Genomic DNA, 12995 nt, shown 5'->3' with positions numbered 1-12995 from the left:
TGGTTTCAATCCGTCGTTAATAGTGGGCAGGCCGCTTAATCCGCATAGCGGTAAATCGGATTGATTTGGGTGTTATGGTCGAGCTTGATCAATTCCTGGATCAAACCGTCGTTCAGCCCGTATACCCAACCGTGCAAGGTGGGTTTGTGGCCGTGGCGCCAGGCGGATTGGATGATCGAGGTATGCGCCAGCCGGTAAACCTGTTCGACGATGTTCAGCTCGATCATACGGTTCACTTTGTCTTCGGGCGACACCGTTTCCAATTCTTCCTCGTGCAACCGATACACATCCTTGATGTGCATCAGCCATTTGTTGGTGATCACCAATTCGGATTTTTGCGGCTGCAATGCCGCCTTGACGCCGCCGCAACCGTAATGGCCGCAGACGATCACGTGTTTGACTTTCAACACGTTGACCGCATATTGCAAAACGCTCAGGCAATTGAAGTCGGTAACGATGACTTGGTTGGCAATATTGCGATGGACGAATATTTCGCCGGGTTGCGCATTGACGATGGTCTCGGCCGGTACCCGGCTGTCGGAACAACCGATCCACAAAAAATCCGGCTTTTGCTCTTTGGCCAATTGACCGAAAAAATCCGGGTCTTTGCTACTGATTTCTTCGGACCAAGCTTTGTTTTCTAATAATAATTTCGCGGGAGTGTGCATATTTATCGTCCTTTTAGGGGTAATCCCAATGCCGTAACGTATTTTTGAGCTCCCGGCCTGAAACCGCCGGGCTTGGGTCAATATTATATCGATTCGAAACTATATGCCAATCAATTTTCCGGACCGGTCCCAGCCTTCGCCGCCAGCTTTCAAATCGAGTCGGCCGCATCCGCGGTGGCGGCTCGAGCCGGCGCCAGCCCGGAAACCGCTCGCACCGATTCCGCTTCGGCCACGGCCTGCTGCCGCATCAACAAGCTGCTTTCCGGCCAGACCAATACGCTTTTTGGACTGAGTCCGACCAGCAATACCAGCACGGCCGGGACCAACAACAGCAAAAGCTCGCGCCGGGTCAGATCCGGGCAGTTGCGAGCCGTAGCGTTAGTCGGCCCGAACAAGGCTTTCCTGACGAAACCGAGCATGTAGGCGGCACTCAACACGGCGCCGAACAAAGCCACCATCGCCAACGCCGGGTAAGCCTGCAAGGTGCCGATCAGAACCAGCAATTCCGCCGGAAAACCGTTGGTACCCGGTACGCCCAGGCTAGCCAGCGTAAACAGGAAGAACAAACAAGCCAGACGCGGCGCCGGTTTGGCCAAGCCACCCAGATGCACCAGCTCGCAACTGCCCAAGCGCTGTTGCAGCATGCCGGCCATCAGCATCAGGCTGCCGGCGACCAGCGTGAAATTCAGCAATTGCAGTAACGCCCCTTGCTGCCCCTGATAATTGAATGCCGCCAAACCCATCAGCACCAAGCCGACGTGACTGATGCTGGAATAGGCCAGCAACCGGCGTAAGTTGGTTTGCTGCAACGCGATCAGGGCGGCGTATACCAAGGTAACGGCGCCGACGATCGCCACTAGCCAGCGATGCTCCAGCGCCGCTTGCGGCGCCAACGGCAAGGCAAAGCGGAGAATGCCGTACAAGCCCAGCTTCAACCCGACCAGCAAGGCCGTGAGAAACGCCGGCCCTTCCATCGCCATGGTCGGCAGCCAGGTATGAAACGGTACCAACGGCGCTTTCACCGCGAAACCGAGCATCAGCAAAAAAAACACCAGCTCCTGGGTCGCGGCATCCATCGGCGTGTTCAGTAACACCGGCAAACTGAAGACCAGACCGCCCGGCACGTCGCCGCCGGTGTAATGGGCGTGGTTCAAGGCCAGCGTCGCGATCGCGAACAACAGCGGTACGCCGCCGAACAGCATATACAAAGTGTATTTCAGCGCAGCCTGGCGCCGTTCGGCACCGATCCCCCATAAACCGGCCAGGAAGAAAATCGGCGGCAGCGTCAACTCCCAAAACAGGAAAAACAGCGCCATATCCAGTGCGACGAACACGCCGATGGTGGCACTCTCCAAGATCAGCACCAGCGCCAACTGAAATCGGTGCAGCCGGGCTGCCGCATTCCAGCCGGCCAGTAGCGCCATCAAGGTCAACAAGGCCGTCATCGGCAGGAACAACAGCGAGATACCGTCCACTCCGACCGAGTAATAGGCGTTCAGGCTGGGTATCCACAAATGGTGTTCCTGCCATTGATAGCCGCCATCGCTCGGGTCGAAGCCGAAGACGACGCCCAAGGTCAACAATAGCTCGACCCCCGCCACGACCAAGGCCAGCCGCTTCGCCCGGCCGCCATCGCGGACGCAGGCTAGCGCCAATGCGCCGAGCAAGGGCCAAAGCAGGCATAGCGTCAGCAGCGGCACAGCCTCATTCATGGTGGGTCTCGTTGATATGGTGGCTGTGATGGGCCGGATAATGCTCGCCGATTTCCCGCGCCTCCTGGTCGATGTATTTCAGCCACGGCGTCGTATAAAAACCGGTACCGATCAACAAGCCGCACACCGTCACGGCGATGATACGTTCCTTCAATACCGGATGGTGAACGCTGCCGTAAGGCTGCACGAAGCGTTTCGGGTGAGCGATGAACAGACGTTGAAACGCCCACAACAAGAATGCCGCCCCCAACACGTTGCCCAACAGAATTGCGATCGCGATCCACCAACCGTGTTCTTCGATAGTACCCTCGATCAACAAATGAGCGGCGTCGAATCCCGGCGTGCCCGGCATCACCATCGTACTCAGCGCCGAGATCAGAAACAGCAAAGCCAAGGTCGAATTGGTCTCGAACAGCCCGCCGAGGCGCGGCAGGAACGAAGTCCGGGTCCGCTCGTAAATCAGGCCGATGCAGAACAACATGCCGGCGGTAGCCAGGCCGTAAGCCACCGACAACAAAATGCTGCCCTCCAGCGCGAAATCGTTGAACGAAAACACGCCGATCGCCAACATGCCGGTATGGCTGATCACCGCGAACGCGATTAAGCGGCGCATATTGATTTGCATCAAGGCCAGCAAGGCCCCGTAAAAAATCCCGATCAAACCCAGCGTGACGACGAAATGGGTCCATTGCTCGGCCGCACCCGGCGTCAACGGCAAGATGAAGCGGATCAGCGCATAGATGCCCAGCTTCAGCCCGTGCAGAAAAATCGCCGCGCTGGCTGCGGTACCGTGCTCGCCCAAGACCGGCAACCAGGCGTGGAACGGAAACAGCGGCATCCGCACCGCAAAGCCGAAGAACAGCAGCAGAAAGATCAAGGTTTCGTTCGGAATCGCCAGATTATGGTGTTTCAGCGCCAGCCAATCGAAACTCAAATCCATACCGTTGCCGGCCAGCCCGAAACTGAGCAACAGAAAGCCGGCCAGACTCATCGCCAGACCGGACAACCAATATTGCAGCAAGGTTTTGACGGCCTGGTTGCGCAAGCGGCCGGTACCGGCAACCATCGTCAGCAAGGCCACCGGCACCAGTTCCAACAAGCTCCAGCACCAGAATTGCAGCGTGTTCAGCGCCGCAAATGCCCCGATCAGGATGCCTTGGTAAGCCAGCAGACAGGCGACGAATAAACGGTCGTTGCGGTGGCGGGTGATCAGGGTGTAGACCAGCGCCAGCGCACCCAACACCGCCGTCAACGGAATAAACAGGATATTGGTGCCGTCGACGCCGACCCGGTAACCCAGGCCGTCGATTTTCTCGGCCAGATGGATGCCGGGCGCTTCGGCATCGAACACCCACAGCAGGTAAATGCTCAACAACACGTTCGCCACCGCGCCGGTCAAGGCCGTCGGCCACAGCCGCCAGCCTTTCAGGCCCAAAACCACGCCGCAGGTCAGAAGCGGCAGCGCGGTCAATACGCTCAGCACCGGAAACGCCGCGGCCGCCTGCCAGTAAACGATATCGGTCGTCATCGGTACCCCAAAGCTACCATCAACGTAATCAACACGAACAGCGCCAGATAACGGGCACGCAACAACAACTGTTCGAACCGGTTCGCCGCCTGCCCCAGCCGGCGCCCGACCCGAATCGACTCGCCGCCGATGCCGCGCAAGATGAAATGGTATTCAAACCAGTTCAGCAAGCCCGAAGTCCATTGCGCCAGCTTGCCGGCCAGGCCGCTGCCCTGGGCAAAGCTGTCTTCGGCACTGCTCAGATTGGCGCCCATCTTTTGCTCTTCCCGCTGCGCCAACGACGACATCGCCCTGATCGCCGGTGCCGGCGAGCCCATCAACGGGTCCAGAATCCGCTCTTCGATGTAACGGGCATCCTTAGCCAGTTGCAGGATTGGCTTCACTAACAGCCAATCCACCGCCGGCTCCAGCCAGCCGCGCTGCAACGAAGCCACAAAGGCCCAGCGGCAGTCGGCGAGCGCCGCCGGCACCGGCTCGAGCGGCCGGCCATGGGTGTTATGCAAAATCGACGGTGTGGTCAGAAACAGATAGCAACGCACCACGGCATGCGCCGCCAAATGCCAGGCGGCCAAGGTCCACCAGCCTAAGCCGCATTCGAGGAACATCAAGCCCAGTTGCACCGATGCGGCGAAGATTTGCGAGCTTTTGATGTCGGTCTGGCTCAAGCCTACCCAATAGCCGTAAATGGCGGTCATCGCCCCGATCGCCGCCAGCAAGGCCATTGCCGCCGGGGCCTGCTCGAATAACGGTCGCAGTTGTAGGGTCAGGAATACCCCGGCATGCACCATTGCGCCGCCGTAAAAGATCGCGCTGGATGGAGTCGGCCCTTCCATCGCCCGCGCCAGCCAGGGCGAGAACGGAATCTGCGCCGATTTGGCGAAAGCGGCGACGGCAAAACTCAAGGCCAGCAAGGTAGCATCGCCGCGGTCCAGGTCGGCCGCGCCGTTATTCAAGGTTTGCCAGTCGGCAGATTCCAGCCAGGCCAGCATCAAGCCGATGCCCAGCAAAAAGCCGCCGTCGCCGACCCGGTTGGTGATAAACACGCGGGTGGCATTGTGCGCCGCCACCGGCCGCTCGTAGGCGTAGGCGATCAGCAGATAAGAACAGACGCCGGCGATTTCCCAGCCGACAAAGGTGAACACCGCGTTGCCGGACAACACCAGCAACAGCATTGCCGCGGCAAACAGGCTCAGAATAAAGAAGAAGCGGTGAAAGCCGGGTTCGCGGTGCAGGTAATTCCGGGAAAAGCGGGCCACGGCCAGCAACAGCAACCCGAATAATGCCGCCAATGCCATATTCAAGCCGCCGGCCTGCAACGAAAAGCCTATCGCCAACTTGCCGCTGGCCAGCCAACTACCGTAGACCTGCAACCCGCTCGGGCTACCGGCCAGCTCCAGCCCGAGCAAACCCAGCGCCAGCGCAGCCGCCAAGCCGATCGCCCAGGCCGCCAACCGGGCGCTGAGCTTTTCGCCGGCTTCGCCGCGCAGCAGACTAAAAAAATGCAGGCCGCCAATCGATAAGGCGGCAAGCAGCGGTAACAACGGAATCAAAAATGCGTATCCGGCCATAGTCGTTATTCCCCTGCGATGTCCGGTTGCCGAACCAGGATCGGCGCCACGGCCTGGGCCTGCCCGGCGTAGCAGGCTGCCGAATCATCGCGCAGCGGCAGTTCGTGGCCCTCCGGCTGCCAGGGCAGAAAACCTTCGCGGCGGTCGAACACGAAAATCCGGCCATCGTCCGGGTCGAGCGCATTCAGATGCACCCAGCCGCCGCCGACCAGCTCCTGTAACACCGGTTGCCGGGTATAAATCCGCGCCAAGGTCTCGGTGTTGGCTTCAACCACGATTTGCAGGCGCATCGCCTCGTGAATCTCCACCATCTGCAGTGGCAAACCGGTGCGCAAATCGCTGAACGCGCCCTCCATGACCCCGAACAAACCGGTGACGTTATGCGGAATCTTGGTGCCGCAACCGAGGCGGTCGTTGTTGACGGTCGAGAAGTAATATTCCAGATTGATGCCGGCGCCGACCGGCCCGGCGGTCAGCAAAATATTTTCCAGAATCGTACCGTCGCCGTCCTGAGTCGGATCGTAGGAAATCAAAAACAGGCGGCGGTCGAAAAACACGCCCTGCGTCGCCGCACGCCGGCCGATAAAGGCGGCGGCGTTGGTGGCATGGCCGAATTCCGGCCGCACCTGGCTCAAGTCGGCGGCACGGCGCTGGACGTGGCGGAACGCGGCCCCAGGCGAAACCGGATACCCCGACGAGGCGAAGCGCCGGCAGCGTTCGGCCGCGGCCCGCCGGTCGGCCTCGGCCAGATCGGCTTGCAAGCGGGTGAAATCGGCGACCAGCGCAGCCGGTACCAGATCCGCGTCGTACCAGACGATCGCGTCGCTGCAGGTATCGTGCTGGCCGCCGACGAACCAGGTATCGTCCGGAATCGCAATGCCCTGCCCGGCCAGCAAAGCCCGCACCTGCGGCCGATTGGCCATCGCCGCGAATACTCTGGCATTCGGGCCGCCGCGGCGGCCGCCGCAAGCGCCGCAATCGTGGGCAGCCTCGTGCGGATTGTTTTGGCTGGTGGAACCGTGGCCCAAAATGGCGACGATCCGGGCAAAGCCGTAGCTGAGTCCGGTGGTGCGCAAGAATTGGCCGACCCGTTGCGCCTGCTCCTCGTCGCTGAAACCGGGTTTCGCTGCGACCGGCGCTGCGGCATCGGCGGTAAACTGCAAGCGGGTCGGTGCCGCCGGCACCAGCCGCGCCTGCCAGGCCCGTTCCAGGCGGTATTGCAGGTCCGGCCATAAGGTCTTGCCCAACAGCCCGGCCAACTTCAGCGGCGCAAACAGGTATATCAGCGGATATGCCCGCAACAGATGCCGGCGCAAGGTTTGATGCAACCAGTCGCTGATGATTTGCGCCCGGTTCAAGCCGGCACGGTGGTCGGCCAGCAAATCCTCGCGGCTAGGTAGGCAAACCTCCGCTACCCGATGCGCCGGCGTCACCACCACCGGACACAACGGCGTCGGATGATGGTCGTCCAACCCCTGATAGTCCATCGCCACGCCGAAAAATCCGGCAGCGCCCAGGGTTTCGATGGCCGGATTCCACTCTTCCAGATGGCGACGGAAACTTTCCTCGCGCTCGTCCATGCAGAAAAATACCTGCGCTTGCGGCCGCCGCTCCCGCCGCCGCCAGCGGCCGCGGCCGTGATTGGCGTGCAAGGCTTGTAACAAATCCTGACGATAATGCCGCTCGTAAGCGTCCAGCCAGACCGAAGCCCGTTGTTGTTCGTCAAATTCGGCGACCGGCGTCAACCAGGCCAGCAGTTGGCTTTTTTCCAGAGCCGACACTGCATCGGGCCCCAACCCTAAATTCCGACAAAGCGAAAATAGTCGCCAGCCCTGGTCGTGGGCGGTGAGTCTGCCATCGGCTGCCGCCAACGGGCTTTGCCGCCAACTCCGAATCCGTTGCGCCAGCGTTTGCCAGGCTTGCCGGGAGCTATCGGCCGCGGATACCAATTGCTGAGCGGCCTGAGCCAGGTACTCCGGCAACTCGCCGCCGAACAGCGCCCGACGGACGCCGAATTCGGCTTGATGTTTTTCGAAATAGGCCTGCAAGCGGTCGAATTGAGCCGGACCATGCCACAGGCTGCGGCACAACGGCTGAGCGTAAAGCCGATCCAATACCAGCCGGATGGCCAGATAATCGGTAAGCCGCACCGGAACCGGCCGCCCTTCCCGATAATCCGGGTGCTGCTGCCGCCAGTTGATCAACCCGGACCAGCCCGGCAATTCCAGCGCCAGCCGCTGCAAATAGCCTTCCCAGCGATCCGCCGGCAAGGCCATGGCCTGCAATTGCTGGACGATGGCGTCCGTCGCATCTTCCGGCAAGCGTGCCGTAACGCTGCGCCACTCCGCCAGATCGTGAAACAAGGGCAGCGCATCGTAGTCCAGCGCCTGCCGCCAGGCCTCATACAATCCCAATTCCTGGCGTCCCGGCAAACGCCAGGCCGCCAAACCTTCGTCCAGCAACGATGCGCACAAACGAATCAACTGCGGCCGCACCAGTTCCAAAATGTCCTTGCCCGCCAAAGCCAGCAGCACACCGCGCCAGGTCAAAGTGACGCCGACCCGGTCGAACCAGAGCGCCGGGTTATCGGCATCGTCCGCTTGCGGCAATTCATTGTCGAATGGCGCGGCAGATAGATCCAGCAAATCCTCGGGATGCAATTCTGCCGCCGGCAATGCCAACTTCGCCGAAACCGCCTGCCACACCTCGCGCAGCGGCCGGCCGCCGGCCGTCGCGACATCGAATTCGGCGGATTCGCCGAGCCGCCAGGCCAGTTGCTGCGGGCTAATGGCCTGTAAATCGTGCAGTAACACGGCCCGGTAAAGTTCGCGCCGGGCAATACCGGCGCTACCGGCCAGCGGTTCGGCCAATGCACTGCCGAACCGATGCTGCAATGCCGCATCGAGATCGCGGTCGGTGATGCGTTGTTGCCGGTAAAACTCGCGGAACTTGTCGGCCGGCAGATAGCAATCGATTCCGGTCAGCGCGGTGAACTCGGCCAACGCCTGCTCGAACGGCAAATGCTGAAAGCCGTGCAAGGTGTTGTGGTGGACGAAATCGTGGATCGGCGCCTGGCCCGGCAACACGTGGTCCAAATGTGCGATCGCATGACGGACAATGTCGCGCAGATCGCCAGCCTCGCAAACCGACGCCGCCATCAAATCGCTCCCCGACCTGCCAAGCCAAGACATAGCGGCCGCATCACAGCAACCTCTCGCCGATCACGGCCAGCATCCGCCCGACCGACGCGGCCGACAATTCGATCAACGGCGCCGGCAACAAGCCGAACACGACGATGCAGCCGACCAATACCGCCGACGCCGCCAGCTCCGACGGCGTCAAATCGGCGATGTCGCGCATCTGCGGCTTGACCGGCCCGGTGAACAGCAGGCCGATGGTGCGCATGGCATAAGCCGCGCTGATCAATAGGCTCAGGCTGAAAAATGCCATCCAGCCGCCCCATTGCTGAAAGCCGCCGATCAGCATGTGCAATTCGGCGACAAAGCCGATCGAGCCCGGCAGGCCCATTGCCGCCAGCAGCGCCAGCGTCGTCAGCCCGGCAAAGCGCGGCATGACCTGCACCAGCGAACTGTAATCCTGGATATTGCGGGTGTGGGTGCGTTCGTACAGCAAACCGACCAGTAAGAACAAGGCGCCGGCGATCAGGCCGTGCGCAGTCATATGCAGAATCGCGCCGATGAAGCCGGTCTGGTTCAATGTGGCGATGCCGAGCAACACCACGCCCATGTGGCTCAACGAGGAATAGGCCACCATGGCTTTCATGTCCGGCTGACGCCAAGCCAGCAGGCCACCGTAAACCATACCGAACAGGGCCAGAAACATCAGCAAGGGTTGAATCAGTTGCGCGGCGACCGGCAACATCACCACCGAGCGCAGCAGGCCGTAGGCGCCCATCTTCAATAAAATCCCGGACAACAAAATACTGACCGCGCTCGGCGCTTCGACGTGCGCCAGCGGCAACCAGCCGTGCAACGGAAAAATCGGCATCTTCACGCCGAAGCCGATCAGAAAGCCCAACAACACCAGTACCTGTTCGACGGCCGGCATGTTCTGCGCCGCCTGGCCCATCGACGCCATCAACGAGCCCTGGTTCTGCAAATCGTACTGGCTGATCGCCAACAGACTCAGCAGCATGAATACCGAGCCGCCCATTGTGTACAGCACGAAGTTCAAACTGGCGGCGTGACGGCGTTTGCCGCCCCAACGGTCGATCAGAAAAAACAGCGGGATTAAGGTCACTTCCCAGAAGATATAGAACAAGGCCCAGTCCTGGGCCATGAACACGCCGAGCATGCCGAACTCCAGCAGCAGGATGCAGATGTGGTAACCCTTGACGCCGTCGGCCAGATTGAACGACGCGATCAAAGAGATCGAGGTTAACAAGGCCGCCAGGATCAACATCGGCAGCGACAGGCCGTCGATGCCTAGCGCGTAGGCGCTACCGAGTTTGGGATTCAGCGGGTAGAATTCGGTCAGTTGCAAAGCCGGATCGGCGGCGTCGTAGTGCGCCAATAGCATGCAGGCCAGCATTAGAGCCACGCCGGCAAACAGATTCGCCGTCAGGCGGACTGCTTGGGTTTGATGGGCGGGGATTAGCACCAGCAATAGCGCCCCGGCAGCGGGGGTCCAAAGCAGCGTGCTGAGTATGACCATTGTTTATGGGATATAGAGTCGAAAACGCAGGGCATTCTACCGGCAATTGGTTGAAAAAAGCCATTTTTAAAAGCAAATTGGTTGAAATGAACCAGAAAAACCAGCCAGCGGGTAGCATCTGCTCCGCGCCGCCGATACTGCGGCCTAAATCGACTTAAACCGGAAACCTTTTTCTCGCAATTCAAACCCGGCAACACACTATGAACTTCGCTTCCGACAACTGGGCCGGCGCTCACCCTGCCATCGCCCAACATTTACTGGCCGCCGGCGCCGGATTCGCCGCACCTTACGGCGCCAGCGAGCTGGACCGCAACATCGAACGCCGTTTCTGCGAACTGTTCGAACGTGAGGTCGCAGTCTTTTTCGTCGGCACCGGCACCGCCGCCAATGCGTTGGCCCTGGCCGCAATCAATCGCCCCGGCGGCGTCTCGTTTTGTCACCGCGAAGCGCACATGCTGGAAGACGAATGCGGCGCCCCGGAGTTTTTCACCCACGGCGCCCGGCTGGCGCCGGTCGACGGCGACCTGGGCAAGATCGACCCGGCCAAGCTGGCCGCCGAAATCGGCCGCTTTCCGCCCGGCTTCATCCACGCCGGCCAGCCGATGGCGGTCTCGATCACCCAGGCCACCGAAATCGGCACGCTGTATCGGCCCGATGAAATCGCCGCCATCGCTGCGATCGCCCGCCAACACCGGCTGCCTTTGCACATGGACGGCGCCCGCTTCGCCAACGCGCTGACCGCGCTGCAATTGACGCCGGCGCAAATGACCTGGCAACTCGGCGTGGATATCGTCTCGTTCGGCGCCACCAAAAACGGCTGCTGGTGTGCCGAGGCTTTGGTGTTCATGGACCCGGACACGGCCAAAGATTTACCTTTCATCCGCAAACGCGCCGCGCAACTGTTCTCCAAAAGCCGCTTCATTGCCGCCCAATTCGAAGCGTATCTACAAGACGGCCTCTGGCTGGAACTGGCCGGCCACGCCAACGCGATGGCAGCCCGACTGCAGCAAGGCATTGTCGCCGCCCGCCGCGCCCGGCTGGCCTGGCCGGCGGAGGCTAACGAAGTGTTTGCAGTACTGGAGCGGAGCGACGCCGACCGGCTGCGCGCCGCCGGCGCGGTGTTCTACCCGTGGAATCCGCCGCACGCCTATCCCGGCCTGCTCGCCGAAAACGAGGTGTTGCTGCGTCTGGTCGCCAGCTTCGCCACGACCGCCGACGAAGTGGACCGGTTTGTCGAGTTGTTGCAATGATCCGCCGCGTGCTCCAACGCAATCGGCAAATTGATATTGATTCGATATAAAATAGCCGAGCCGGATATGCCGGCCAATATCGATTTTTTGCAGCAGGAGAACCACCATGCAAATCCATGTTTACGACACTTACGTCACCGCCGGCGACGGCCGCTTGATGCACTTCGACGTGTTCACCGCGGATCGCAACGACCAACAAGCGATCGCCTACGCCAAACAATGGCTGGCGTCGATCGGCGAAGCGGACGCGACGGTTAGCAGCAGGGAGTGCCGTTTCTGCCACAGCCAGAACGCTCCGGCCGACGTGATCGACAGCATCAAACGCGACGGCTTTTATATCTACAAAATGGAAGGCTGTCCGACTTAGCCGGAAGGTACTTTAGGGGTTGAAGCGCAGAGGAAGCCGCGCGGCTTGAGCGTTTTGCCAGGGAGATGTCCGATGACTTCCTCTTCCCACGCTTTGCGCTGATCGTTATCCACAACGGCCGTCATGCCCGCAGGACGCGGGCATCCAGTGCCTTGGCCGTAGCTTCAAGCCATCCTTTTGGCTTCGCGGCCCAAGGCTCCAGCACAACTCTGCCTGAAGCGGATTTGCATTATCCGCAGAGGACAGCTCGACACCCTGCCGAAATGACGGCTATCAAACAAGAGGCGTAAACGGCTAACGAAGGACCGTGGGGACCGGGATTTATAGTTTTGCGTTCGATCTTGCAGCCCTGATCATCCTACCGACTGTTGTAAAATGCAGACCAAAAAAATCCGCCAGTTGTTGATAGCTGTATTCTCCTGAAGCATAGGCCGACACAATCGCCTCATCCCGGCTGGCGTAACGTTTTTGGTACTCGGCTAACGGCAATGCCGGCGCCCGCCGTTGCGCTTTTGCGAAATTGACATCCTCGCTTTTCCCTTTAATTTTTGCCTGCATCTGCGATACGAAGGCATCCTCGCCCAGAAATATTTGCCGTTTTAGATCGCGCCAGATCGATTCTTGATCCAGCCCTTGCAAGACAAATTCCCGATAGCGTTTGACTGCCGTATCGCGATGCGTTGAAAACTGCGCCAACAAGCCATCGGTGGCCAACCAGGACGGCGCCGGTGCTTCGCCGGTCATTGCCCGGTAACTGCTCCATAACCAGTCTGCGGGTGATGCGACCATGCCGGCACGGACGGGGTTGAGCACGACATAACGCGTCAGCTCTAACAGATAGCTTTCGCCATCGACCAATATTGCTTTGTAACGGCCTTGAAACAAATGCCCGGTGCGGCCGTGGCGACGATTCGAGGCTTGGGTAAATACGCCGTTCAACTGTCGCATGCCTTTCGCCAGATTGGCATCAGGCGTTTCTACCACCAAATGATAATGGTTAGTCATCAAACAATAGGCGTGGCAAACCCAATTGAAATCGTCCACAACCCGCCGCAAAACATCGAGAAATTGAACCCGGTCCTCATCGTCTTCATAGATGTTTTCACGACGGTCGCCACGGGACGTCACATGATAAAGCGCGCCTGAGAATTCGATTCTGATGGGTCGGGTCATGGGCAGAATATAGTGCAAATAATGCTATTAAGCTAGACCTGACCCCATCTTTCGT

Annotated in this window: 9 protein-coding genes; 2 read left to right on the top strand and 7 right to left on the bottom strand. The window is 60.1% G+C overall.

Going from position 1 to position 12995, the window contains the following annotated elements; all coding sequences use genetic code 11:
• Window positions 1-35 precede the first annotated feature (35 nt).
• The 6 genes from can to ACH518_RS06615 form a co-directional block, all read right to left on the bottom strand.
• On the bottom strand, window positions 36-668 hold the full coding sequence (gene can, locus ACH518_RS06640) for a carbonate dehydratase (protein ID WP_445372320.1): 633 nt from the start codon (window positions 666-668) through the stop codon (window positions 36-38).
• A 149-nt stretch (window positions 669-817) separates the two neighbouring features.
• Window positions 818-2380, bottom strand: coding sequence for a complex I subunit 4 family protein (locus tag ACH518_RS06635; protein WP_445372319.1), 1563 nt, complete (start codon window positions 2378-2380; stop codon window positions 818-820).
• Entirely contained in the window at window positions 2373-3908 is a 1536-nt protein-coding gene (locus ACH518_RS06630) for a complex I subunit 4 family protein (protein ID WP_445372318.1), read from the bottom strand. Before ACH518_RS06630 ends, ACH518_RS06635 begins: the two co-directional genes overlap by 8 nt.
• Window positions 3905-5476: a proton-conducting transporter transmembrane domain-containing protein gene (locus tag ACH518_RS06625; RefSeq protein WP_445372317.1), complete on the bottom strand. Its 1572-nt coding sequence runs from the start codon at window positions 5474-5476 to the stop codon at window positions 3905-3907. The genes ACH518_RS06630 and ACH518_RS06625 overlap by 4 nt, the downstream gene beginning before the upstream one ends.
• Window positions 5477-5481: 5 nt before the next feature.
• Window positions 5482-8634 carry a DUF2309 domain-containing protein gene (locus ACH518_RS06620; RefSeq protein WP_445372316.1) on the bottom strand — a complete coding sequence of 1051 codons (3153 nt, stop codon included), beginning with the start codon at window positions 8632-8634 and terminating at the stop codon, window positions 5482-5484.
• A gap of 43 nt (window positions 8635-8677) precedes the next feature.
• Window positions 8678-10150: a complex I subunit 4 family protein gene (locus tag ACH518_RS06615; protein ID WP_445372315.1), complete on the bottom strand. Its 1473-nt coding sequence runs from the start codon at window positions 10148-10150 to the stop codon at window positions 8678-8680.
• A gap of 200 nt (window positions 10151-10350) precedes the next feature.
• On the opposite strand from ACH518_RS06615, the gene ACH518_RS06610 reads away from it, so the two are divergent.
• Both ACH518_RS06610 and ACH518_RS06605 read left to right on the top strand, forming a co-directional pair.
• Window positions 10351-11400 carry a threonine aldolase family protein gene (locus tag ACH518_RS06610; RefSeq protein ID WP_445372314.1) on the top strand — a complete coding sequence of 350 codons (1050 nt, stop codon included), beginning with the start codon at window positions 10351-10353 and terminating at the stop codon, window positions 11398-11400.
• A gap of 106 nt (window positions 11401-11506) precedes the next feature.
• Entirely contained in the window at window positions 11507-11767 is a 261-nt protein-coding gene (locus ACH518_RS06605; protein WP_445372313.1) for a DUF2024 family protein, read from the top strand.
• 321 nt (window positions 11768-12088) lie between these two features.
• On the opposite strand, the gene ACH518_RS06600 is transcribed toward ACH518_RS06605, so the two are convergent.
• On the bottom strand, window positions 12089-12940 hold the full coding sequence (locus tag ACH518_RS06600) for an REP-associated tyrosine transposase (RefSeq protein WP_445372312.1): 852 nt from the start codon (window positions 12938-12940) through the stop codon (window positions 12089-12091).
• Window positions 12941-12995 lie beyond the last annotated feature (55 nt).

The organism is Methylomonas sp. HW2-6 (assembly GCF_052474525.1).
This window is presented reverse-complemented; position numbering and strand designations above follow the sequence as displayed.